Genomic DNA, 22,412 nt, shown 5'->3' with positions numbered 1-22,412 from the left:
AGGCGATATCGCCATGCCCATCGCAGCCCTGATCCTGCTCGCCGTCAGCCTGGTCTACTTCGTCGTCACCACGACTGCCGACCTCTACCCGTTCAACAACACGCGTGACGCGACGCCGGCCGAAAAGCGCGCCGAGCTGAGCGTCAACGCGCCCATCCTCGCCGCACCGATCGTGCTGCTGCTGTGCGCGCAGTGGTTCACCCTGCCGTGGCTCGCCTACGTCGGCGGCGCCATCGAGCTGGCCGTCGCGGTCGGCGGACTGCTGCTGTGGTGGATGCCGTACCTGGCGGGCGTCACGATGCCGTGGGCGACAGCGGGCACCGGGCTCACCTGGAGTGAGCTGCACGGGCGCACCTACGCGCACACCGTGATCGTGCTGCCCCGCATCGGCGACCGTCCCCGCCCGAACCTGGAGCACATGATCCTGCACACCCTGTTCGTGGTGGCTGGCATCCTCACCATCATGGCCGGAACCACGATCTGACGGATGCCTACCCTGCGACGCTCAGTTCGCTCACCTCGAGCGGAAAGTCGCGTGAGGCCAGGAACCCGCGCAGAAACTCCACGTGCTCGTCGCAGGCCAGCCAGGTCTTGCGCCGATCCTCGGAGTGGATGCGCGGGTTTCGCCAGTCGATCCGCCACCTCGCGGGTTCCCGACATCCGGCACGGGAGCACAGGGGCTCAACGGGATCGCCGCCGAGCGCGTCGAGGAGCGTCATGGAGTTCCGTTCCCGTCGCCCTCGCTGTCAGAAGCTCCGGCGTCCGAATCCGTCGTGCTCGAGCCGGCGCCATTCTGCGATGCACCGTCTGCCTCGGCGCCGGCGCTGTCGGACGTAGAGGGATCCGTCGTCTCCTGGTCGCCTGTCGGCGTGGCGGGCTGTGGATTCAGCGTCGCGACGGTGCCAGGACGCTCCGGCGTGCTGCCGCGCGGCCGCGCGGCATTCGCCACGACGACGGCGAAATACGGCAGGAAGATCGCACCGGCGGCGGGAATGACCAGCCACCAGCCACGCACCCAAATCAACGAGATCAGGCAGAGCACCCGGATGGACATCATCACGGTGTACTCCAGCATGCGATTGCGACGCTCGACCGCCGGCGACGGCGGCAGCGACGTGATCGACTCGTGCTTCATGGTCTGTGCTCCCGGGCGGATCGTCGGGGGCGATCCACCTCTTCAGCCTACGGCCACTGCCCTGGCACGAAGGCGATGCGACGACATCCGTGCCGTCGCCGATCCTCGCCAACGGCACGACCTAGACTGATAGCCGTTTCCATGCCGCCCACCACCCACGAGGACCACTACATGACGACGCCCCGCACCGTGCTGATCACCGGAGGCAACCGCGGCATCGGCCGTGCCATCGCCGAGGAATTCATCGCCGAGGGGCACCGAGTCGCGGTGACAGCACGCAGCGGCGAGGGGCCGGTCGGATCGCTCACGGTTCGCGCAGACGTGACGGACTCCGACCAGGTGGATGCCGCGTTCACCGCCGTCGAAGCGGAGCTCGGCCCCGTCGAGGTTGTCGTGGCCAACGCCGGCATCACCCGCGACATGCTCCTCATGCGCATGACGGACGACGACTTCGACGCCGTCGTGGACACCAACCTGGGCGGCGCGTTCCGTGTCATCAAGCGAGCGTCGAAGGGGATGCTGAAGGCCCGCTTCGGCCGCGTCATCCTCATCTCCAGCGTCGTTGGGCACATGGGCTCGCCCGGACAGGTCAACTACGCCGCATCGAAGGCCGGCCTGCTCGGCATCGCACGATCGCTCACCCGCGAGCTCGGTGCCCGCGGGATCACCGCGAACGTCGTCGCGCCGGGATTCATCGAGACGGACATGACGGCCGAGCTTCCCGAAGACCAGCAGGCCGAGTACAAGAAGTCGATCCCCGTCGGCCGCTACGGCAAGCCTTCCGAGGTCGCGAAGGCCGTGGCGTGGCTCGCGTCCGACGACGCCGGCTACATCTCCGGCGCCGTCCTTCCCGTCGACGGCGGCATGGGCATGGGGCACTGACCGAAGGCATCCCGAGTGTTCTCCAGCCAGCGGAGATACCCTCCTTCAGCAAGCCTTCATCACCATCGTCAGGAGCGACCACGGCCGGCGACACCGCGAACGAGCTTGCCCGCACGAGCGCGGGCGAGCTGAGTCGTCGCACCACAGGCGGTGCCGTCGCACGGCCCGCCGCGGTGTACGACACAGTCACCGAAGGCCTCACCGGATGGCAGTTCCTGCGCACCTGGCGCTGGGCCGGCTACCTCGCCATCGCCGTCATCTTCGCGCTCGTCTGCGGCGGACTCGCGTTGTGGCAGTACGACAGGGGCAGAGGAGCGTCGGCGGACAACCAGCTCTACGCGAGCAACTTCGCCATGGCCGCCACGCCGTTGACCGAAGCGTTGCCGACTCTGTCGTCCTATTCACCCGACCAGGTCTGGCGGGCCGTGAGCCTGCACGGCAGATGGGATGCCACGCACCAGTACTACCGGCGCAACAGCGTTCGCAGCGGGGAGACCGGGTACGAGGTGATCACGGCATTCCGTCTCGACTCCGGAGACGTCTTCCTCGTGAACCGCGGATGGGTGGCAGCCACCGACAACGGATCCGCACCGGCGTCCCGGCCCGCACCTCCGAGCGGATCCGTCGACGTCGTCGCCCGGCTGCAGCCCAGCCAGGCCAAGCGCGGGGAGGGCGGCGTCAGCGCGCACCAGATCGAATCCGTCGATCTCTCCGAGCTCGCGCCCGTGGTGGGCGGATCCGTCTACTCGGCAGCCTGGGGCGTCATCGTGTCGCCGCGCTCGTCGGCGGACGGCCTCGCCAGGGTCCAGGCGACACCACCGGCCGAAGGTGTCGGATACCACTACTCGTACATGATCCAGTGGATCGCGTTCGCCTTGATCGGGTTCTTCCTGCTGTGGCGCGGCGCCGTGCGCGAGTTCCGGCGGATCAACGCGGACGACCCCGACGAGCAGCGTCGCGAGGCCGAGCGCGTGCGCAAACGGGCGAGCAAGTCGTTCACCGACGAGGAGATCGAGGACGAGTCGCTGGACGGCTTCATTCCGCTGAGCAGGTGGACGGGACGGCCAGGCCTTCCGGTGGGGGAGGCGTCCGGTCCGCCGAAGCCGGCCCTGACCGGAACACCGATCCCGTTCGAAGCGGCGGACGACGAAGACGAGCTTGCGGACTCGGAGAACGAGCCGGCTCAGGACGGCCAGGTGTTCGTCCTGGAGGCCGGCGGAGGGGCCTCGGCGACGCGCGAGCATCCGAGGCGGGAATCGCGCACACCGAAGGTCGACGACGCCCACCACACAGGCGACGCCCAAGGCGTCGACAGCAGCGACCGTTAGACGTCAGGCGACAGTTCTGACGCGACCGGTGTCAACCGCGCAAGCCGAGGAGCGGAAGCACCTGGGCGAGATCCCTGGTGTCGATGGCCACGTTCGCGGCGGCACGCACGGCGGGCTTGGCGCAGAAGGCGACCGAAAGCGCCGCCTGTTCCATCATCCGCAGGTCGTTCGCGCCGTCGCCGATCGCGACGGTCCTCGTGGCAGGCACGCCGGCATCCGCCGCCCATTCGCGCAGCGCTCTGCGCTTCGCCCCGGCGTCGACCACGGGCCCGTCGACGGCGCCGGTGAGGACGCCGTCCACCACCTCGAGCCGGTTCGCCCGCCACAGGTCGAGCCCGAGTCGCGTCGCCAGACCGTCGACCAGCTCATGGAATCCACCAGAGACGACGCCGACGAGCCCGCCCGCCGCGTGGACTGCCGCGACGAGTTCCGGCACGCCATCGGTCACCCGGATGCGCCGCGCCACCTCGCCGAAGACGTCGTCGCTCAGTCCGCGCAACGTGGAGACACGCTCCCGCAGGCTCTGCTCGAAGTCGAGCTCCCCGCGCATGGCACGCGACGTGATGTCCGCCACCAGCTCACCCGTCCCGGCGTGCTCGGCGAGCAGCTCGATGACCTCGTCATGGATGAGCGTGGAGTCCACATCCAGAACCACGAGGAAGCGAGCGGACGTGGACGCGGAGGTGCTCATGGAACGACGTGGACTCCCTTGCCGACGACCGTGAGGCCCGACGACGTGATCGTGAAACCACGGGCGCGGTCGCGCTCCGGGTCGACGCCGATCTTGGCACCCTCTGCCACCACGACGTCCTTGTCGAGGATAGCCCGGCCCACGAACGCGTTCGGCTCGATCACTGCGCGGTCGAAGATGACCGCATCGACCACGTGCGCGCCCGACTCGACCTTCGCCCATGGTCCTAGGACGCTGCGCTCCAGGTGGGCGCCGCTGATCACGGATCCGAGTGAGACGATGGAATCGATCGTCGTGCCGATGGCGCCGCGCACGTCGCGCACCAGTTTCGCGGGCGGCGAGTTGAGCTGCTGGCTGAAGATCGGCCACTCGTCGTTGTAGAGGTTGAAGATCGGCAGCGCAGACACGAGATCCTGGTGCGCCTCGAAGAACGAGTCGATCGTTCCGACGTCGCGCCAGTAGTAACGGTCGCGGTCCGTCGATCCGGGAACATCGTTGCGCTGGAAGTCGTAGACGCCGGCCTGACCGCGCGACACGAAGTCCGGGATGATGTCGCCGCCCATGTCGTGGTTGGAATCCGGCCGTTCGCCGTCTCGCTGCACGGCGTCGATGAGCGCCTGCGCGTCGAAGACGTAGTTGCCCATGGATGCCAGCACCTCGTCCGGCGAGTCGGGCAGCCCCACCGGGTCGCTCGGCTTCTCGCGGAAGGCCGCGATCCGCTCCGAGTTGCCGGGGGAGACCTCGATGACGCCGAACTGGTCGGCGAGCGAGATCGGCTGACGGATGGCCGCGACGGTCGCGGGCGCGCCGGAGCTGATGTGCGCGTCGATCATCTGCCCGAAGTCCATGCGGTACACGTGGTCGGCACCGACCACCGCCACGATGTCCGGCTTCTCGTCGCGAATCAGGTTGAGGCTCTGCAGGATGGCGTCCGCCGAGCCGGAGAACCACCGCTTGCCGAGGCGCTGCTGCGCAGGCACGGACGCGATGTAGGAACCGAGCAGACCGTCGAGGCGCCAGGTCTGCGACACGTGGCGGTCGAGACTGTGCGATTTGTACTGCGTGAGCACGACGAGCTGGCGCAGCCCCGAGTTCACGAGGTTGGAGAGGGCGAAATCGATCAGCCGGTACTGCCCGCCGAACGGCACGGCGGGCTTGGCCCGATCCGCCGTCAACGGCATCAGGCGCTTTCCCTCGCCGCCCGCCAGCACAATGCCGAAGATCTTCTTGCCCGCCATGACTCAACAGTAGAGGCGCCGACAGTCGCGTACCAGCGTGTGTCTCCCGCTTGCCGCAACAGCACCGGATGCGCCGGTGGGGCGCAACGCGCTACCGTCGCTGACATGCGTGTGGACCTCCTCACCCGGGAATATCCGCCGGACATCTACGGAGGCGCCGGCGTTCACGTCACGGAGCTCGTCCGTGCGCTGCGCCGATCGATCGAGGTGCAGGTGCGCTGCTTCGGCGCTCCCCGCGACGAACCCGACACGACGGGCTATCCGGTGCCTGCGGAACTGGCCGGCGCCAACGCGGCGCTGGGCACCCTCGGCGTTGATCTGCAGTTCGCGCAGGACGCCGCCGGTGCGAGCCTCGTGCACTCGCACACCTGGTATGCGAATCACGGCGGGCGGCTCGCGGGCATGCTGCACGGCATCCCGCACGTCGTCACGGCGCACAGCCTCGAACCCCTCCGGCCATGGAAGGCCGAACAGCTGGGCGGGGGCTACCGCCTCTCGAGCTGGGTGGAGCGTGAGGCGTACGAGAGCGCGGATGCCGTCATCGCCGTGAGCGAAGGCATGCGTCGCGACATCCTGCGGGTCTACCCGAACGTCGACCCGGCACGCACCCACGTCATCTACAACGGCATCGACCTCGAGCGCTGGCGCATCGTCGACGAGCCGGATCTCGTGCGTTTCCTCGGTGTGGATCCGGATCGGCCGACGGTCATCTTCGTGGGTCGGATCACACGGCAGAAGGGTCTGCCGTACTTCTTGCGCGCTGCCGCTGCCCTGCCGCCGGACGTGCAGCTCGTGCTGTGTGCAGGGGCGCCGGACACGGCCGAGATCATGGCCGAGGTCGAGGGCCTCGTCCGGGACCTCCAGTCCACCCGCGATGGAGTGGTCTGGATCGACAGGATGCTGCCGCAGAACGAGCTCGCAGCCCTGCTCAGCGCCGCGACGGTGTTCGTGTGCCCGTCGATCTACGAACCGCTGGGGATCGTGAACCTGGAGGCGATGGCGTGCGGGCTGCCCGTCGTCGCGACGGCAACCGGCGGCATCCCGGAGGTCGTCGAGGACGGCGTCACCGGACGCCTCGTGCCACTCGACCAGGCGACCGACGGCACGGGAACGCCTCTGGATCCGGACCGTTTCGTCTCCGATATGGCGCGCGCCCTCACCGACGTCGTCTCGGATCCCGATCGTGCGCGAGAGCAGGGGAGTGCCGGCCGACTCAGGGCGCAGACGCAGTTCTCCTGGCCCGCCATCGCGGAGCAGACCCTGTCGCTCTACCGCCGACTCGTCGTGCAATAGCGCTCTGTCGTGCGCCCTAAGCTAGAGCACATGTCGAACACCGTCCTGAAGTTCAACTCCGTCTCGGTCGTGCGCGGTGGCAACGCGATCTTGGACGGGCTGGACTGGACGGTCACCGCCGATCAGAGGTGGGTCATCCTCGGTCCGAACGGAGCGGGAAAGACGACGCTCGTGCAGATGGCCGCCGCGGCCTCCCATCCGACGTCCGGAACCGTCACCGTGCTCGACGAGGAGCTGGGCAAGGCGGATCTCGCCGAGCTGACGCCGCGCATCGGCTACGCGTCGAGCGCGCTCGCGAAGCGCATCCCGAAGCGGGAGACCGTGCTCGACGTAGTACTCACGGCCGCCTATGCGGTCACCGGACGCTGGCACGAGGAGTACGAGGAGATCGACCTCCGCCGCGCACGTCGCGTGCTCGCGGAGTGGAAGCTCGACGGCATCGCCGACCGCGCCTTCGGCACCCTCAGTGACGGTGAGCAGAAGCGCGTTCAGATCGCGCGATCCGTCATGACGGATCCGGAGATCCTCGTGCTCGACGAGCCTGCGGCCAGCCTGGACCTCGGGTCCCGCGAGGAGCTCGTGACGCTTCTCGGCGGATACGCGAGCGATCCGCGATCGCCGGCGATGATCATGGTCACGCATCATGCCGAGGAGATCCCGACCGGCTTCACGCACGTACTGCTGCTCGCCGACGGGAAGATCGTTGCTGCAGGCCCCCTGGAGGAGACGCTGACGTCGGAACGCCTCACCGAGACGTTCGGACTGCCCATCACGGTGACGTCCGAGGCCGGTCGGTACGTCGCCCGCGCCCGGCAAGGCGGAGCAGCAGATGCGGCGACGAGCACGGTGAGCGGCGAGAGCGACGCCGCCGATGCGTCTGCCGAGGCCTGAGCGTCTGCTAAACTTGATCTTTGGCCGCGGATCCACACAGCGGCACTTCACGCTTTCGCGCCCCACGGTCGGGCGCGTCGAGTTTACGAATCCGATCCCTTTCAAGGAAGCCTCATGAAGTCTGACATTCACCCCGATTACGCGCCGGTGGTCTTCCGTGACCTCGCTTCGGGCGCGACGTTCCTGACGCGCTCCACCGTCTCCAGCGACAAGACGATCGAGTGGGAGGACGGCAACAGCTATCCCGTGATCGACGTCGAGATCTCGAGCGAGTCGCACCCGTTCTACACGGGCAAGCAGCGCATCCTTGACAGCGCGGGCCGCGTCGAGAAGTTCAACCAGCGCTTCAAGAACTTCGGCAAGTAGCAGCCGCGCCTCGGCGCATTCTACGACCGGCGAAGGCGGTCGACGGAAAGATCCGTCGGCCGCCTTTCGCATGCTGTCAGACACACCCCGATTTACCTAGATCGGGTCGATGCCTCACGCAGGCGAGGATCCCCGGCGCCGGTCATCGCAGCGGCCACTCCCCGCGGACGGTGAAGGAGGGGTCCTTCACGCGTCGCATGTAGTCCTGGAAGTCGAGCGCCTGCTGCTGCGACCATTGCACCTGCAGCGTGTGCAGCTGGTGGGCGTCCATGTCGAGTTCGACCGGAAAAGCGCGCGCAATCGCCTGCGCGACGCGGCCGGCGGCGATGGCATCCGCGCCGGCGTCGTGCGCACCGATGAGGTCGACGCCGTAGTGTTCGGCCGTGACGCTCAGGGTTCGTTTGCCCCGCCGGTACTTGTCCACGGCCTTGTCGATGACGAGCGGATCGATCACCGGCGTCGGGTCGGAGAGCGGCTCGACGCCGTGACGCAGCGCCTCGTGATGCAGCAGGGAGAGGTCGTACGGCGCGTTGTACGCCACGATCGGGATGCCGCGTCGCAGCAGTCCGCGCAGCGCCGCGACGATCTCCACGATGGCGTCGGCAGCGGCGCGGCCCTCCGCGCGGGCACGCTCCGTGGTGATGCCGTGCACGGCGCTGGCTCCCGGCGGGATCGCGACACCGGGATCCACGAGCCAGTCGAGCCGTTCGACGATCGCGCCGGTGGAGTCGAGCACGCCGACGTGGGCGGAGACGATGCGCGCCGTTGCGACATCCACTCCCGTGGTCTCAAGGTCGAAAACACCCAGCTCGTCGTGCCATTGCTTCATGACTGCAACGTTATGGCGCACCTCCGACGCTGCCGTTGCTGGCACGCCGCGCGGGCGCGCTGAAGGTTGACGTGGATGCCATTTCTGGCCCCCACGTCAACCTCCCACGTACCGCGACCGAGCGGCGGAACTACACCGCACGAACCGGCCCGTGAGATCCGGCGCCGGCAAGCGTCTCGACTGCCAGGTCACGGACAGTACAGCTCAGCGCGGCGGCTCGATGTGCAGCCAGTAGAAGGCCTGGGTGCCGAGCGTGAGGGTGAAGCGTCCATCGTCGGCGATGTTCGGGAACCGGGAGCCTCCGAAGAGGTCGTAGAGCTCGCTTCCCGCGAACTCCGGAGCGTCCAGGGTGACGGACACCGGGTTGTGCGAGAACGAGAAGACGCAGAGCACGTTCTCCGCCTGGTCTCCGAGCACGGTGCCGCTGCCTGCATAGGTGCGCACGAACGCGAGCACCGACGAGTGGTCGGTCGGCAGCACCTTCAGCGCGCCGAGGCCGAAGGCCGGATGTGCCTTGCGCACGTAGATCACGTTGCGCACCCAGTGCAGGAGCGACCTCGACTGTGCGAGCTGCGCCTCGACGTTGACCTGGTTGAAGTGGTACACGAGCGACTGCACGACGGGGAGGTACAGCTTGCCTGGATCGGCGGTGGAGAACCCGGCGTTGCGATCGGGCGTCCACTGCATCGGGGTGCGGGACGAGTCGCGGTCCGGGAGCCAGATGTTGTCGCCCATCCCGATCTCGTCCCCGTAGTAGAGGAACGGGCTGCCCGGCAGGGCGAAGAGCAGCGCGTGCGCGAGTTCCAGTTCCGCACGTGAGTTGTCGAGCAGTGGGGCGAGGCGGCGGCGGATGCCGACGTTGGCGCGCATCCGCGGGTCGTACGCGTACCAGCCGTACATGGCCTGCCGGTACTCCTCGCTGACCATTTCGAGCGTGAGCTCGTCGTGGTTGCGGAGGAATACGCCCCATCCGGCGCCCTCTGGGATGTCGGTGGTCTCGGAGAGCACCCGCACGAGCTCGTCGGCGCGCTGCGATCGCAGCGAGTAGAAGATGCGCGGCATGACCGGGAAGTCGAACGCCATGTGGCACTCCGGCTCCTCCTCTGTGCCGAAGAATGCCGCCACCTCGCGCGGCCACTGGTTGGCCTCGGCGATCATCACGCGTCCCGGATAGTCGCGGTCGAGCATGGCGCGCAGCATCTTGATGAACTCGTGCGTGGGCGGCTCGCCCTCGCCGTTGCCCTCGTCGGACTCGTAGAGGTAGGGGATGGCATCCAGCCGGAAGCCGTCGACGCCCATGTCGAGCCAGAACCGCACGATCTCGAAGACGGCCTCGTGCACGGCCGGATTGTTGTAGTTGAGGTCGGGCTGGTGCGAGAAGAACCGATGGAAGAAGAACTGCCGACGCTCGGAGTCGAAAGCCCAGTTCGACTCCTCCGTGTCGGTGAAGATGATGCGGATGTCGGGCCACTTGTCGTCGGTGTCGTTCCAGACGTAGAAGTCGCCGTAGGGGCCGGTCGGATCGCTCCGCGACTGCTGGAACCACTCGTGCTGGTCGCTGGTGTGGTTCAGCGGCAGGTCGATGATGACCCGCATGTTGCGCTCGTGCGCCTTCGTGACGAGCTCCTGGAACTCGTCGAGTGTTCCGAACTCGGGCATGATCGCGCGGTAATCCGCCACGTCGTATCCGCCGTCCCGCAACGGCGAGACGAAGAACGGCGGCAGCCACAACGCGTCGACGCCCAGCCACTGCAGATAGTCGAGCTTGGAGATGAGGCCCTGGATGTCGCCCGTCCCGTCACCGTTGCTGTCGACGAACGAGCGCACCATCACCTCGTAGAACACCGCGCGTCTGTACCACAGGAGATCGAGGGCGAGACCGGGCAACTGGATGGGCGCGGTGAAGGTCACGAACGAGTCCTCCTGCGGCTTCGATGGCTGACTACGGAACGACGTCGGCGGCGAGATGGCGCTCTGACGAGTCTAAGACGCATGGTGCAGGACTTCGGAGTCGTGGGCCGCGTGCCTGCCCGCGCCGACCCGGCTGGGTCGCAGAATCGGCCACCTACACTGGAGCGTGATGTCAGCCCGTCCCACGCCAACAGCGTCGTCAGCGCGCCAGCCGGCACACCGCGAGGCGAGTCCGCACACCGTCGAGGTGGACGGCTCCACCACGGCCTACTGGGAGTACGGAGCCGCGGATGCCGCCACGACGCTCGTGCTGGTTCACGGCTTCCGCGGCGATCACCACGGTCTTGAGCCGATTGCCGAGCGCCTCACCGAGTTCCGCGTGATCGTGCCCGATCTGCCGGGGTTCGGAGCGTCGGATCCGCTGTCGGGACGAGTCCACGACATCGACGGCTACGCCGCGTGGCTCGGCGCCTTCATCGCGGCCGTGCGGCCGACCGGCCGATTCGTGCTCCTCGGGCACTCGTTCGGCTCCATCGTGGTCTCGGCGATGCTGGGACGAGCGGATGCCGCGACATCCGTCCCCGACACGGCATCCGTTCCCGAATCGGCGCGTCCCGACCTCGTCGTGCTGGTCAACCCGATCGGTGCGCCGGCGTTGAGGGGCCCGCGAGCGATCTTCACGCGCTTGGCGATCTTCTATTACTGGCTGGCCGCCGCGCTGCCGGAGTCCCTCGGATTCGGGCTGCTGCGAAACCCGGCCATCGTGCGGGTCATGAGCGAGGCGATGGCGAAGACGAAGGACCGACGGCTGCGAGCATGGATCCACGGGCAGCACGCGCAATACTTCAGCGCGTTCGCCGGCCGAGCTGTCGTGCTGGAGGCGTTCAGGGCATCCGTCAGCCACGACGTCTCCGAGTACGCGTCGGCGATCACGGAGCCCGTCCTGCTGATCGCGGCGGACCGCGACGACATCACGCCGATCGCCGCGCAGCGCCGACTGCAGACCCTCTTCCCGGATGCGCGCCTGCACGTCGTCGACGGCGTCGGCCACCTCGTGCACTACGAGGCTCCCGACGAGGCCGCCGACCAGGTGCGTGCCTTCGTCGCCGAGCACGGCGCCGCCGCATGAAGATCGTCTTCGACTGCCGGTACACGCGCATCGGCCGGCACGACGGGATCAGCCGGTTCACGGCATCCCTCGTCGGCGAGCTCGCGAAGCTGCACGACGTCACCATGCTGATCAACGACCGTGCGCAGCTGGAGATGCTGCCCGACCTGCCGTGGGCGATGGCGTCGTCCCCCACCAGCGTGCGGGAACCACTCGTCGCGCTCCAGGTGAACAGGCTGCGGCCCGACGTCGTGTTCACGCCGATGCAGACGATGGGGTCGATCGGACGCCGCTACCGTCTCGTGCTCACGGTGCACGACCTCATCTACTACCGGAACCGGACACCACCACGTGACCTTCCCGCGTTCGTGCGGGGTCTCTGGCGGCTCTACCACCTGTCGTGGTGGCCGCAGCGGATGCTGCTGGGCCGCTCGGACACGGTGGTGGCCGTCTCCGAGACCACACGCACGCTCATCGCCGAACATCGGCTCACGCGCAAGCCAGTTCGAGTCGTCACGAACGCACCGGATGTTCCGGTCGGCGTTCCGACGACCCCGCGAGCTGCTCCGTTCCGCAAGGCGCTCGTCTACATGGGATCGTTCATGCCCTACAAGAACGTGGAGACGCTGGCGAAGGCTGCCGCGGAACTGCCGGAGTACGAACTGCACCTGATGAGCCGGGTGAGCGACGCGGATCGCGCCCGACTGGCGTCCGCAGCGCCGACGGCCAGACTCGTGTTCCACAACGGGGCGAGCGATGAGGAGTACTTCGGTCTGCTCCGCGAGGCGACAGCACTCGTCACGGCCTCGCTCGACGAGGGGTTCGGCATCCCGCTCGTCGAGGCGATGCGCGTGGGAACGCCGGTGGTCGTGAGCGACATCCCCATCTTCCGGGAGATCGGAGCGGATGCCGCGGTGTACGCGGACCCACGCGATCCGTCGTCGTTCGCCGACGCGGTGCGCGGGTTGGAGGCACCGGGGGAGTGGGCGCGAGCGTCCGCTCTCAGCGTGGACGCGGCATCCCGCTACACCTGGGCGCGTTCGGCCGCCGCACTGCTGGAGGTGCTGAACGAGGTCGTCGGTCAGGCACGCACCGAGGAAACCACAGCATCCTGATGCGCGGACGTCGTCGACCCTGCGTCGGCAACCCGTCGAAGCAGTTCGGCGTCGTGCGATGGCACGTTGAAGTCCCCCAGGCCGAGGGCGCCGTCCTCGTGCGTGAAGTGGCTGAGCGACAGGTTGCGGATCGTCTCGCCCTGCCGGGGGAGCGCACCGCCTGTGAGGTGTCGCACCAGCGAGCTGATGACCGCGCCGTGCGTCACGACGAGCACGGATTCGCCGGGATGCCGTGCAGCGATGCGCTCCAGCACGGGGAGAGCACGCTCCACCACTGATCGGCGCGACTCCAGGCCGGGAACGTCGTCGTCGGGGAACCGCTCCGTGATCTCCGGATCCGTGAGCCCCTCGGCCTCGCCGAAGGATCGCTCCCGAAGGTCGGCGTCGGTCCGTGGATCTGCGGCTCCCATCGCACGGGCGATGATACGGGCCGTCGCCAGTGCTCGGGACTGCGGACTGGAGTACACGGCCGAGTATCCGGCGTCGGCCAGGCCCGCTGCCGCCGCTCCGGCCTGTGCGATCCCGGTGTCGTTCAGCGGGATGTCGGCCGAGCCCTGGATGCGCCGCTCACGATTCCAGTCGGTCTCTCCGTGCCTCACCAACGTCAACAAGGTGCGGCGGCGGCCCGGATCGGCAGCACCGATGCTCTCCCGGCTGCCGAGCGTGTGGTCCCGCGTCACGGGATCAGTGCGTCGGCGAGCGCGACGAGGGTCTCGGACGTTCCGGCGTTCAGTTTCAGCGCCGCACGTGCGTCGCCCTTCGTGTCTCCGCGATTCACCACCACGATCGGAAGTTTACGGCGACGCGCCTGCTCGACCAGGCGGATGCCGGAGTTGACCGCCAGCGACGATCCGGCTACGAGGAGCGCCTCCGCTGAATCGACGAGCTCCCTGGCGGCCTCGAAGCGCAGCGGAGGCACGAACTCGCCGAAGAACACCACGTCGGGCTTCAGCGGGCCGCCGCAGATGCTGCAAACGGGGATGACGAACGAGTCGACATCGCTGACCTCGGCGTCGCCGTCCGGGGCGATCGTCACCGACTCCGGCAGCGAGATCCACGGGTTCAGGGCGTCGATCTGCGCGGCGATGTCCTCGCGGGCGTACATCTGCCCGCACGTCAGACAGACGACCCGGTCCATGGTGCCGTGGAGCGGGACGACGACCCGGGACCCCGCCTGGTTGTGCAGGCCGTCCACGTTCTGTGTGATGACACCGGGGATGACACCCGCTGCCTCCATCGCGGCGAGCGCCCGGTGCCCGGCGTTGGGCGAGGCCGCGCGGAAACGGGCGTATCCGAGGTGGCTTCCGGCCCAGTAGCGCTTGCGGGACCGCGGATCGCCCAGGAACTGGGCGAACGACATCGGCGTGCGGCGCGGGGCGCCCTCGCCCCTGTAGTCCGGTATGCCGGAGTCCGTGGAGATCCCGGCGCCGGTGAGCACCGCTACCGACCGGTCTGCGAGGATGTCGATAGCGGATTGCAGAGCCGGATCCGCCGTCATCACTGTGCTCACGCGCGCCCCCTCATTAGACGCCAGTGTAAACAGCGCAGTTTTCGGAATTGTTTCCCGCACCTGGAAGACCTGAGGCGAAACCGCAGCATGCGTATCATCCCCATCGATACGGTCGACGCCCCCGAGCTGGCCGACTTCGCCCGTCTCACGGACGTGGCGCTGCGGCGAGCGCTGGAACCCGCGGGCGGTCTGTACATCGCGGAGTCGACGAAGGTGATCTCGCGCGCGCTGGCGGCGGGGCACATCCCGCGTTCGGTGCTCGTGCACGAGCGGTGGCTGCCGGATCTGGAGCCGCTGATGGCGGCGCATCCGGATGTCCCGGTGTACGTGGGAACGGAGAGCGCGCTCGAGGCGCTCACCGGGTTCCATCTGCATCGCGGCGCCATGGCGGCGATGCACCGTCCGCCGCTTCCCTCCGTTGAAGAGGTGCTGGACGGCGCACGACGAGTCGTGGTGCTGGAAGACATCGTGGACCACACGAATGTGGGCGCGGCATTCAGAGCCGTCGCCGGTCTCGGTGCCGACGCCGTGCTCGTGTCACCGCGCTGCGCGGATCCGCTGTACCGACGCAGCGTGCGCGTGAGCATGGGGACGGTGCTCCAGGTGCCGTGGACGCGTCTCGGAGAGTGGCAGGATGCCGCGCCCCGCCTGCACGATGCCGGCTTTCACATCGCTGCCCTGGCCCTCGCCGACGACGCGGTGAGCCTCGACGAGTTCGCCGCGCATCCGCCGGAGAAGGTCGCGATGGTGATGGGTGCGGAGGGCGATGGCCTGAGCCGTCGCGCCCTGAGCGCTGCGGACACCGTCGTCACGATCCCGATGGCGCACGGCGTCGACTCGTTGAACGTGGCGTCCGCGGCGGCCGTCGCACTGTATGCGCTGCGGATTCCGGCCGGATCGACACCTCGTCCCGTTCCTGAACCGGGAGCATAGGGATGGTCCGTACCATGACTGCCGTGCCCGAGGATGACGAGACCATCGACAGGACCGCACGCGCCCGGAAACGACGGCGCGTACTGCGTCGTCGGCGTGCCGTGGTCCTCACCGGCCTGGGCGTCGCCGCCGCCGTCGCCGCGTACACCGTGCTCGCGGCGATTGCGCCACTTCCGGCCGCTGCGGAGGCGGCATCCGCGTCGTCCACGTCGACCATCACTCCTGCCGCTGTGCAGCCGGCTTTCCCGTCCTGGGGGAGTGCCGCCGTCGGCATGGTGGGGCAGGACGACCTGCTGGTGAAGAACGGCAGCATGGACAGCGAGCCGATCGCGAGCATGACGAAGACGATCACGGCGCTGGTGCTGCTGGACAAGCATCCGATCGCGAAGGGCAGCGACGGACCGACGATCACGTTCACCGAGGCGGACGTGCAGATTCTGCAGCAGGTCTGGGATGAGGACGGCTCGTGGGCGCCCGTCTCGGCGGGGGAGCAGTTGACCGAGAAGCAGGCTCTGACGGCCATGCTGCTGCCGAGCGCGAACAACTACGCCATCTCGCTGGCGAACTGGGGATTCGGCTCGGTGGACGCGTTCCTCACGTACGCGAACTCCTGGCTCGCCGCACACCACTTCACCGGCACGCACCTCACGGATCCGTCCGGCCTGGATCCTGGCAGCGTGAGCACACCCGTCGACCTGGTGGGGATCGGAAAGCTCGTGCTGGCGGATCCCGTGCTGTCCGTCATCGTGGACACGCCGACCGCCACCCTGCCCGGCGCCGGCACCGTGAACAACGGCAATCAGCTGCTGGGACAGGACGGCATCGTCGGCATCAAGACCGGTTGGACGGACCAGGCGGGCCACTGCCTGCTGTTCGCGGCGTCGGTGACGGTGCACGGGCATCCGATCAAGCTGGTCGGCGTCGTCACAGGCGCCCCCGACTACTCGAACCTCTGGTCGGATGTGCCGACGCTTCTGAAGAGCGTCGAGGACGGGTTCCACGAGGTGAACGTGGGAACTGCTGCGACCGACTACGGCTCGTATCGCAGCGTGTGGGGCGAGTCGTCGGCGCTGACGAGCGAGAAGGCCGGGAGCATTTTCGTGTTCTCGAACACGCCGATCACCGTGACGGTGCGTTCGGCATCCGTCACCCTCGTGAAGCCGGGGGATGCCGTCGGCACCGTCACGTACTCGGGTGGCGGCCAGAGCTTCACCAGCACGCTCACGGTGACGAAGGCCGTCACCGATCCCGGGCTCGGCTGGCGGCTGACCCATCCGTTGCTGCTGTTCCCGTGACGACAGCCCGAAGGAGTGCCACCCGGCACGATCAGCCGAGAGCGTCGATGAACATTCGGCGGTTGTCGGCGATCACGGACCTGTCGCCGCGTGCCCACGCGACGGCTGCACGGGCGTGCGCGCGACGCGCGTCGGACATCCGCTGATCTTCGGCGTTACGGGACTCTGCCTCGATGATGGCGCACTGCCTCTCGTCGACGGCCCCGAGGAGCGCCTCGCTCGTCATGGTGTCGTCATAGCCGTCGCGGAATTCGCGCAGCCGACGCGCCTGATCCGGGACCGGTACGTTGCCGGACGCCTGGATGCACCAGGACCAGCCCGCGTAGCCGATGTCCTCCATGGGGTCGCCGGGGTGAACAGTGTCCCAGTCGATCAGGGCGACCGGCATCCCTTCCACCATCACGACGTTGAACGGTCCAGGGTCGCCGTGGACCAGGCAACGACCGCCTCGTGCGATCTCTGTGCCCGCTGTGAGCTCGTGCAGCTGCCGAAGCATCCGGCCCATTCCCGCGTACGAACGCTCGTCGCGCTGCAAGGGGTGCTCGGTGGTGACGCCCTCGACGTACGAGAAGACATCGCGACCGACGTCGTCGATGCCGAGGTGACGAGGCGCCCACGGGTAGCCGACCGCATTCAGGAATTGCAGCGCGCGTGCCGCGAATTCGGAGCGGTGACCGCGCGGGCGATGCACCGTGTCTCCGATCCGCACGACGCCCGGAGTGGTTCTTCCGCCTTGGAGAAGCTCTTCGGTCATGTTCGATCCTTGCTGCGCCGCAGCGCCTTTCCTCGACAAGGGCACGCGACAGAGCACTCTCAGGGGTCGCCCGGTCGCCCGGTCGCCGCGTCGCCTAGAGCGCCGCGTCGCGATCGCCGGGCAGCGTCACCGGCTCCGGCTCCGGCCGTTTCGGCCGCACATTGTCGCCGCTCGACACGCCTTTGATGCGACGCACGATCCACGGCACGAAGTACTCCTTCGCCCACGAGAGGTCCTCGGCGCGCGCCTGGCGCCACGAGCGCTCGGGAAGCGGCTCCGGCTCTGCCTGGTGCAGGTCGTTCGGCACGCCGAGAGTCTGCAGCACCATGCGGGCGACGGTGTGGTGCCCGAGCGGGTTCATGTGCAGCCGGTCGGTCGACCACAGGCGCTGGTCCTGCACCTCGCTGAGGGCCCACTGGTCGGCGACGAGGCATCCGTGCTGCTCGGCGACCACGCGCACGTTCTCGTTGTAGATCGCGACCTTGCCCCTGATGGCCTTGAAGACGGGGGAGAAGCCCACGTCGACGCCCGTGAAGACCACGATGGTGGCGTCGGTGACCGAGAGGCGGGTGATGATGTCGTCGAAGAGGCGACCGATCTCATCCGGATCCGTGCCAGGACGGATGACGTCGTTGCCGCCCGCGGAGATGGTGACGAGGTCGGGCTTCAGCGCGATGGCCGCGTCCACCTGGTCGTCGGCGATCTGACGGATCAGCTTGCCGCGCACGGCGAGGTTCGCGTACGCGAAGTCGTCGGTGCCGCGGGCGAGCACCTCGGCCACGCGGTCCGCCCAGCCGCGGAATCCGCCGGGCGCATTCGGGTCGGGATCGCCGATCCCTTCAGTGAACGAGTCGCCGAGAGCGACGTACCGATGGAAGGGATGCAGCGGTTCCGTCATGCTTCCATTCTGCTCTCGCACGCCGTTGCCCCTGCCCTGCCCCGCCTTGTCCGACCGGTACGGCCTCCGAGGGCGGCGGAACAGGGACCGGAGAGATCGCGCTCTCGCGACGGATACCGGAGGAATGCTCCGGTATCGGTTGCATCCTCCGGTATTCGGAACGCTCAGGGCGCCGAGGGACCCGGTGGGGAAGCCCGGCCGAGAAACCGTCGGTCGCGGCCGATGCGCCGCGACTGTCAGTCGTGTTCGGTACCGTGGATCCAAGTGAGCACCTCGACCCCCGCCTCCGCCCCGGCCGACGACTGGCAGCCCGATGACGCGCACGAGGATGCTGTGCTCACGAGCATCGGCGGAACTCCGCTCGACAGGACCCCGCTCGACAGGACCCCGCTCGCCGGAACTCCGCTTGACGGAACTGCGGGGGAGATCACTCCATCGGAGCGCACCGCGCCCGACCGCACCGCGGGGAGTTCCGCCGCGGACACCGCGCCGAGCGACACGGCTCGCACGGTCGGCACCTGGGCGATCGAGCACCTCTCGCCCTCGTTCCCGGCACGCGCGCCGTGGGGCACGGCGAGCAAGCTCCGTGCGTGGCAGGCGGAGGCGCTGGAGGCCTACTTCCGATACGAACCACGCGACTTCCTCGCCGCGGCGACCCCCGGCGCCGGCAAGACCACGTTCGCACTCCGGCTCGCTGTCGAACTGTTGAAGCGGCGCACGGTGGAGCGGATCACGATCGTGGCGCCCACCGAGCACCTCAAGCGGCAGTGGGCGGAAGCGGCGGCGCGGGTCGGGATCCCGATCGACCCGAACTTCAAGAACGCTCACGGTCGCTACGGGTCGCACTATCGCGGCATCGCCGTCACCTACGCGCAGGTGGCGGTGAACGCGTCGCTGCACAGGGACATCACCCTGGACCGTCGCACGCTCGTGATCCTCGACGAGGTGCACCACGGAGGCGACGCGCTCAGCTGGGGCGACGCCATCCGCGAGTCGTTCGAACGCGCGGAACGCAGGCTCTCGCTCACCGGAACGCCGTTCCGCAGCGACACCTCGCCGATCCCGTTCGTGACGTACCTGCAGAACAGGGACGGCATCCGCACCTCGCGCACCGACTACAACTACGGCTACGGTCGCGCGCTGGCCGACGGCGTCGTGCGTCCCGTGCTGTTCATGGTCTACGCGGGACACATGCGCTGGCGCACGAAGACCGGCGACCAGATGGAGGCCCGGCTCGGCGAGGGCAACACGAAGGACATCACCGCACAGGCGTGGCGCACGGCGCTCGACCCCAAGGGCGAATGGATCCCGCAAGTGCTGCACGCAGCCGACCGGCGACTCTCCGAGGTGCGGCAGCAGGTTCCGGATGCCGGTGGCCTGGTCATCGCGACGGACCAGGTCGCGGCCCGGGCGTACGCCGCCATCCTGGAGTCGGTCTGCGGCGAGAAGGTCACCGTCGTGCTCTCGGACGAGAAGGAGTCCAGCGAGCGCATCGCCGAGTTCGCTGAGAGCGACTCGCGCTGGATGGTCGCCGTGCGCATGGTGTCGGAAGGCGTGGACGTGCCGCGGCTCGCGGTCGGCGTCTACGCCACCAGCGCGTCCACCCCGCTGTTCTTCGCGCAGGCCATCGGACGCTTCGTGCGTGCCAGGCGGCGCGGCGAGACGGCCTCCGTGTTCCTGCCCGATGTCCCTGTACTGATGGCGCTGGCGCGAGCCCTCGAACTGGAGCGCGACCACGCGCTCGACCGCGTCTCGACGGACGGCGACGGCGACCTGTGGAACGCCGAGGACGCCATGATGGCGGCGGCGGAACGGAACGACAAGGCATCCGATTCGCTGCAGCAGGAGTTCGCGTTCGAGGCGCTTGACTCGCACGCCGCCTTCGACCGCGTGATGTACGACGGCGCCGAGTTCGGCGGATTCGCCGAGCCGGGCAGCGACGAGGAGTGGGATTTCATCGGCATCCCGGGACTGCTCGAACCGGACCAGGTGCACGAACTCCTGCGCACCCGGCAGGCGAGGCAGGCCAAGCGGGCGGCGAACCGCAAGCCGTCGGCGCCCGGCGAGCCGCAGAAGTCCGCGCCCGCGCCGGTGTACCGCACGCTGAAGGAGCAGCGCAGCCTGCTGAACAGCCTCGTCGGGCTGTACGCGAAGAACTCGGGCGAGCCGCACGGGCTGGTGCACGCCGAACTGCGCCGGCTGTGCGGCGGACCCGCCGTGGCGCAGGCGAGCGTGACGCAACTGCAGGCGCGCATCGACCTGCTCCGCAAGCGCCTCGGGCACCACTGAGGCGGTTTCGACAAGCGCAACCGGCGTGCCCGACAGGCTCAATCGGGTTTCGACAAGCTCAACTCGCGGTTCGACATGCTCAGCCAGCGAGTTTCGACAAGCTCAACCCACGGTTGGTGACGCCCGTCGCCGCGTTGAGTGCGGCCATCAGGTCGTCGGTGAGGTCGTCGACGTGCTCGAGCCCGATCGAGAGACGCACGACACCGGCGTTCGGCTTCGCGTCGGCCTCGACCGGGCGATGCGTGAGGGACGCCGGATGCTGCACCAGCGAATCCACGCCGCCCAGCGACACTGCATGCGACACCAGCCGGCACGATTCGGCGAACCGCACGGCGCTGTCGTAGTCGCCGAGATCGAGCGAGATGAGGGATCCGGGACCCTCGAGCTGTCGACCGAGCAGACCGAGCGGATCCTGTCCGGGCAGACCCGGGTAGAGCACTCGGTGCACCGCGGGATGATCCTGCAGTCGCCTGGCCAGCTCGGCCGCTGTCTCCTGTTGTGCCCGCACCCTGACGGGCAGCGTGCGCAGTCCGCGGTGCAGCAGGTAGGCGGCGAACGGATGCAGCAGCCCGCCGGTGAGTGCACGGAGCCCGCGGAGGCGACGCGCCCACGCATCATCCGTCGCGACGACTCCGCCCATCACGTCACCGTGACCGCCGAGGTACTTGGTGGCGCTGTGCAGCACGAGCCGCGCGCCGTGCTCCGTCGGTCGCTGGAGAACTGGTGAGGCGAACGTGTTGTCGACGAGGACAGGAACGCGGGCCGCCCGGGCGACGGCATCCGCGATGTCGATGAGCTCGAGCGTGGGATTCGCCGGTGTCTCGAGGACGACCAGACCCGTGTCGTCTCGGATGGCGTCTGCGATCGAATCCGCGGTCGCCCACGTCACGGTTGTGCCGAGCAGACCGGTCGCGAGCACGTGGTCCGTGCCCCCGTAGAGCGGGCGTACGGCGACGATGTGCGGCGTGCCGTTCGCCACTGCAGCCATCAGGCAGGCGGAGAGCGCCGCCATCCCCGTGGCGAACGCGACGGACTCCTCTGTGCCCTCCAGGTCGGCGAGCGCTCGCTCGAATCGGGCGACACCGGGCTGCCACAGACGCTGGTAGACGGCGGAATCGCCGGGATTCAGCACCCCTCCGGTCGCGAGATTCTCGTATGAGTCGCCGCCGGCCTCGACGCCGGGCAGCGGATTCGTGGTGGAGAGATCGATCGGCGGCACGTGCGATCCGGATTCGACCACACCCTCCATGCCTGCGTGAACGGCACGGGTTTCGACGTGGATCCAGGAGGGCGTACTGGGAGAGGTCGACGACACTGTCATGCATCCATGACAGCAGAATCCTTCGTATCTGTGACATATGATCGCAGCTGCTGCGAAAGGTTTGTCATCCTTCGCAGATTCTCCTGAAGGGAAGGTCGTGTCGATGCCCGAATCGAAGATTCCCGAACTCGATGCGATCGACCGTGCGCTCGTGCTCGCACTCTCCCGCAACGCGCGCATCTCCGGGGCTGCTCTGGCAGCGGCGTCCGGCGTCGCCGAGTCGACGGTCTCGCTGAGGCTGAGGAGCCTGCAGCGCAGGGGTGTGATTGCCGGATACCGGCTCGATGTGGATCTGGCGGCGGCGGGCATCCCGCTCCAGGCGATGATCGCGGTGCGGCTCGCGAAGCACTCCAGGGCCCAGATCGACGCGTTCCGCGCCGCCGCACCGCACCTCCCGGGCGTGATCGCCCTCTTCCACACGGCGGGTGCGGACGACTACCTGCTGCATGTCGCGGCTCGCGACGCTGGAGAACTGCGCGACTTCGTGCTGGACCACCTCACGGGCGATCCCGCCGTCGCGCACACCGAGACGAGCCTCATCTTCGAGAACGCCGCAGGTGACGGATGGCAGCAGCTTCTCGACGCGCCCTGATCAACCCCCTGCACGACCATCGGGACTCGGCCT

Annotated in this window: 23 protein-coding genes; 12 read left to right on the top strand and 11 right to left on the bottom strand. The window is 68.3% G+C overall.

The window, feature by feature from the left end; genetic code table 11:
• Positions 1-13: 13 nt before the first annotated feature.
• Entirely contained in the window at positions 14-484 is a 471-nt protein-coding gene (locus tag ACX9R5_RS11605) for a hypothetical protein (RefSeq protein ID WP_459409202.1), read from the top strand.
• Positions 485-491: 7 nt separating this feature from the next.
• On the opposite strand, the gene ACX9R5_RS11600 is transcribed toward ACX9R5_RS11605, so the two are convergent.
• Together ACX9R5_RS11600 and ACX9R5_RS11595 are read right to left on the bottom strand one after the other, a co-directional pair.
• A complete protein-coding gene (locus ACX9R5_RS11600; protein WP_459409201.1) occupies positions 492-719 on the bottom strand; it encodes a hypothetical protein in 228 nt (75 codons plus the stop codon).
• Positions 716-1,135: a DUF3099 domain-containing protein gene (locus ACX9R5_RS11595; RefSeq protein WP_459409200.1), complete on the bottom strand. Its 420-nt coding sequence runs from the start codon at positions 1,133-1,135 to the stop codon at positions 716-718. The genes ACX9R5_RS11600 and ACX9R5_RS11595 overlap by 4 nt, the downstream gene beginning before the upstream one ends.
• 171 nt (positions 1,136-1,306) lie before the next feature.
• Here ACX9R5_RS11595 and fabG point away from each other — a divergent pair, with 171 nt between their 5' ends.
• Together fabG and ACX9R5_RS11585 are read left to right on the top strand one after the other, a co-directional pair.
• Positions 1,307-2,017, top strand: coding sequence for a 3-oxoacyl-[acyl-carrier-protein] reductase (fabG, locus tag ACX9R5_RS11590; protein WP_459409669.1), 711 nt, complete (start codon positions 1,307-1,309; stop codon positions 2,015-2,017).
• A 173-nt stretch (positions 2,018-2,190) separates the two neighbouring features.
• Positions 2,191-3,345, top strand: coding sequence for an SURF1 family protein (locus ACX9R5_RS11585; RefSeq protein WP_459409199.1), 1,155 nt, complete (start codon positions 2,191-2,193; stop codon positions 3,343-3,345).
• 31 nt (positions 3,346-3,376) lie between these two features.
• Here ACX9R5_RS11585 and serB read toward each other — a convergent pair whose 3' ends face one another.
• Both serB and ACX9R5_RS11575 read right to left on the bottom strand, forming a co-directional pair.
• Positions 3,377-4,036 (bottom strand): phosphoserine phosphatase SerB, encoded by a 660-nt coding sequence (gene serB / locus ACX9R5_RS11580; protein ID WP_459409198.1) that lies wholly within the window; start codon positions 4,034-4,036, stop codon positions 3,377-3,379.
• Positions 4,033-5,274: a glucose-1-phosphate adenylyltransferase gene (locus ACX9R5_RS11575; RefSeq protein WP_459409197.1), complete on the bottom strand. Its 1,242-nt coding sequence runs from the start codon at positions 5,272-5,274 to the stop codon at positions 4,033-4,035. The genes serB and ACX9R5_RS11575 overlap by 4 nt, the downstream gene beginning before the upstream one ends.
• Positions 5,275-5,379: 105 nt before the next feature.
• Here ACX9R5_RS11575 and glgA point away from each other — a divergent pair, with 105 nt between their 5' ends.
• The 3 genes from glgA (at position 5,380) to ACX9R5_RS11560 (ending at position 7,824) form a co-directional block, all read left to right on the top strand.
• Complete coding sequence (gene glgA / locus ACX9R5_RS11570; RefSeq protein ID WP_459409196.1) at positions 5,380-6,567, top strand: glycogen synthase; 1,188 nt, start codon at positions 5,380-5,382, stop codon at positions 6,565-6,567.
• Positions 6,568-6,597: 30 nt separating this feature from the next.
• Positions 6,598-7,458 (top strand): ABC transporter ATP-binding protein, encoded by an 861-nt coding sequence (locus tag ACX9R5_RS11565; RefSeq protein ID WP_459409195.1) that lies wholly within the window; start codon positions 6,598-6,600, stop codon positions 7,456-7,458.
• A 114-nt stretch (positions 7,459-7,572) separates the two neighbouring features.
• Positions 7,573-7,824 (top strand): type B 50S ribosomal protein L31, encoded by a 252-nt coding sequence (locus tag ACX9R5_RS11560; protein ID WP_459409194.1) that lies wholly within the window; start codon positions 7,573-7,575, stop codon positions 7,822-7,824.
• Positions 7,825-7,966: 142 nt separating this feature from the next.
• Here the strand turns inward: ACX9R5_RS11560 and ACX9R5_RS11555 are convergent, their stop codons facing one another.
• Entirely contained in the window at positions 7,967-8,653 is a 687-nt protein-coding gene (locus ACX9R5_RS11555) for an exonuclease domain-containing protein (RefSeq protein WP_459409193.1), read from the bottom strand.
• Between the two features lie 204 nt (positions 8,654-8,857).
• Complete coding sequence (gene treS, locus ACX9R5_RS11550) at positions 8,858-10,564, bottom strand: maltose alpha-D-glucosyltransferase (protein ID WP_459409192.1); 1,707 nt, start codon at positions 10,562-10,564, stop codon at positions 8,858-8,860.
• Between the two features lie 169 nt (positions 10,565-10,733).
• On the opposite strand from treS, the gene ACX9R5_RS11545 reads away from it, so the two are divergent.
• Both ACX9R5_RS11545 and ACX9R5_RS11540 read left to right on the top strand, forming a co-directional pair.
• Positions 10,734-11,693: an alpha/beta fold hydrolase gene (locus ACX9R5_RS11545; protein WP_459409191.1), complete on the top strand. Its 960-nt coding sequence runs from the start codon at positions 10,734-10,736 to the stop codon at positions 11,691-11,693.
• Entirely contained in the window at positions 11,690-12,787 is a 1,098-nt protein-coding gene (locus ACX9R5_RS11540; protein ID WP_459409190.1) for a glycosyltransferase family 4 protein, read from the top strand. The genes ACX9R5_RS11545 and ACX9R5_RS11540 overlap by 4 nt, the downstream gene beginning before the upstream one ends.
• Here the strand turns inward: ACX9R5_RS11540 and ACX9R5_RS11535 are convergent.
• Together ACX9R5_RS11535 and ACX9R5_RS11530 are read right to left on the bottom strand one after the other, a co-directional pair.
• Positions 12,754-13,467, bottom strand: a complete 714-nt coding sequence (locus ACX9R5_RS11535) for a histidine phosphatase family protein (protein WP_459409189.1) — start codon at positions 13,465-13,467, stop codon at positions 12,754-12,756. The genes ACX9R5_RS11540 and ACX9R5_RS11535 overlap by 34 nt on opposite strands.
• Positions 13,464-14,285: a Sir2 family NAD-dependent protein deacetylase gene (locus ACX9R5_RS11530; RefSeq protein ID WP_459409668.1), complete on the bottom strand. Its 822-nt coding sequence runs from the start codon at positions 14,283-14,285 to the stop codon at positions 13,464-13,466. Before ACX9R5_RS11530 ends, ACX9R5_RS11535 begins: the two co-directional genes overlap by 4 nt.
• A 99-nt stretch (positions 14,286-14,384) precedes the next feature.
• Here ACX9R5_RS11530 and ACX9R5_RS11525 point away from each other — a divergent pair, with 99 nt between their 5' ends.
• The gene (locus ACX9R5_RS11525; protein WP_459409188.1) at positions 14,385-15,230 is read left to right on the top strand and encodes a TrmH family RNA methyltransferase; all 846 of its coding nucleotides are present in this window, start codon (positions 14,385-14,387) and stop codon (positions 15,228-15,230) included.
• Between the two features lie 23 nt (positions 15,231-15,253).
• Entirely contained in the window at positions 15,254-16,525 is a 1,272-nt protein-coding gene (locus ACX9R5_RS11520) for a D-alanyl-D-alanine carboxypeptidase family protein (protein WP_459409187.1), read from the top strand.
• Between the two features lie 31 nt (positions 16,526-16,556).
• Here ACX9R5_RS11520 and ACX9R5_RS11515 read toward each other — a convergent pair whose 3' ends face one another.
• Together ACX9R5_RS11515 and ACX9R5_RS11510 are read right to left on the bottom strand one after the other, a co-directional pair.
• Positions 16,557-17,279: an aminoglycoside phosphotransferase family protein gene (locus ACX9R5_RS11515; protein WP_459409186.1), complete on the bottom strand. Its 723-nt coding sequence runs from the start codon at positions 17,277-17,279 to the stop codon at positions 16,557-16,559.
• Between the two features lie 94 nt (positions 17,280-17,373).
• Positions 17,374-18,177: an SGNH/GDSL hydrolase family protein gene (locus ACX9R5_RS11510; RefSeq protein ID WP_459409185.1), complete on the bottom strand. Its 804-nt coding sequence runs from the start codon at positions 18,175-18,177 to the stop codon at positions 17,374-17,376.
• 525 nt (positions 18,178-18,702) lie between these two features.
• Here ACX9R5_RS11510 and ACX9R5_RS11505 point away from each other — a divergent pair.
• A complete protein-coding gene (locus ACX9R5_RS11505; protein ID WP_459409667.1) occupies positions 18,703-20,466 on the top strand; it encodes a DEAD/DEAH box helicase in 1,764 nt (587 codons plus the stop codon).
• Between the two features lie 79 nt (positions 20,467-20,545).
• Here ACX9R5_RS11505 and ACX9R5_RS11500 read toward each other — a convergent pair whose 3' ends face one another.
• Complete coding sequence (locus ACX9R5_RS11500; RefSeq protein WP_459409184.1) at positions 20,546-21,787, bottom strand: trans-sulfuration enzyme family protein; 1,242 nt, start codon at positions 21,785-21,787, stop codon at positions 20,546-20,548.
• 103 nt (positions 21,788-21,890) lie between these two features.
• Between ACX9R5_RS11500 and ACX9R5_RS11495 the strand changes: the two genes are divergently transcribed.
• Positions 21,891-22,379 carry an Lrp/AsnC family transcriptional regulator gene (locus tag ACX9R5_RS11495; protein WP_459409183.1) on the top strand — a complete coding sequence of 163 codons (489 nt, stop codon included), beginning with the start codon at positions 21,891-21,893 and terminating at the stop codon, positions 22,377-22,379.
• Positions 22,380-22,412 lie beyond the last annotated feature (33 nt).

It is taken from the genome of Rathayibacter sp. CAU 1779 (assembly GCF_054551755.1).
This window is presented reverse-complemented; position numbering and strand designations above follow the sequence as displayed.

Coding starts and splice junctions, on each gene's coding strand:
- ACX9R5_RS11605 (WP_459409202.1), top strand. CDS start 14: ATGCCCATCGCAGCCCTGATCCTGCTCGCCGTCAGCCTGGTCTACTTC.
- ACX9R5_RS11600 (WP_459409201.1), bottom strand. CDS start 719: ATGACGCTCCTCGACGCGCTCGGCGGCGATCCCGTTGAGCCCCTGTGC.
- ACX9R5_RS11595 (WP_459409200.1), bottom strand. CDS start 1,135: ATGAAGCACGAGTCGATCACGTCGCTGCCGCCGTCGCCGGCGGTCGAG.
- fabG (WP_459409669.1), top strand. CDS start 1,307: ATGACGACGCCCCGCACCGTGCTGATCACCGGAGGCAACCGCGGCATC.
- serB (WP_459409198.1), bottom strand. CDS start 4,036: ATGAGCACCTCCGCGTCCACGTCCGCTCGCTTCCTCGTGGTTCTGGAT.
- ACX9R5_RS11575 (WP_459409197.1), bottom strand. CDS start 5,274: ATGGCGGGCAAGAAGATCTTCGGCATTGTGCTGGCGGGCGGCGAGGGA.
- glgA (WP_459409196.1), top strand. CDS start 5,380: ATGCGTGTGGACCTCCTCACCCGGGAATATCCGCCGGACATCTACGGA.
- ACX9R5_RS11565 (WP_459409195.1), top strand. CDS start 6,598: ATGTCGAACACCGTCCTGAAGTTCAACTCCGTCTCGGTCGTGCGCGGT.
- ACX9R5_RS11560 (WP_459409194.1), top strand. CDS start 7,573: ATGAAGTCTGACATTCACCCCGATTACGCGCCGGTGGTCTTCCGTGAC.
- ACX9R5_RS11555 (WP_459409193.1), bottom strand. CDS start 8,653: ATGAAGCAATGGCACGACGAGCTGGGTGTTTTCGACCTTGAGACCACG.
- ACX9R5_RS11545 (WP_459409191.1), top strand. CDS start 10,734: ATGTCAGCCCGTCCCACGCCAACAGCGTCGTCAGCGCGCCAGCCGGCA.
- ACX9R5_RS11540 (WP_459409190.1), top strand. CDS start 11,690: ATGAAGATCGTCTTCGACTGCCGGTACACGCGCATCGGCCGGCACGAC.
- ACX9R5_RS11530 (WP_459409668.1), bottom strand. CDS start 14,285: ATGACGGCGGATCCGGCTCTGCAATCCGCTATCGACATCCTCGCAGAC.
- ACX9R5_RS11525 (WP_459409188.1), top strand. CDS start 14,385: ATGCGTATCATCCCCATCGATACGGTCGACGCCCCCGAGCTGGCCGAC.
- ACX9R5_RS11515 (WP_459409186.1), bottom strand. CDS start 17,279: ATGACCGAAGAGCTTCTCCAAGGCGGAAGAACCACTCCGGGCGTCGTG.
- ACX9R5_RS11510 (WP_459409185.1), bottom strand. CDS start 18,177: ATGACGGAACCGCTGCATCCCTTCCATCGGTACGTCGCTCTCGGCGAC.
- ACX9R5_RS11500 (WP_459409184.1), bottom strand. CDS start 21,787: ATGACAGTGTCGTCGACCTCTCCCAGTACGCCCTCCTGGATCCACGTC.
- ACX9R5_RS11495 (WP_459409183.1), top strand. CDS start 21,891: ATGCCCGAATCGAAGATTCCCGAACTCGATGCGATCGACCGTGCGCTC.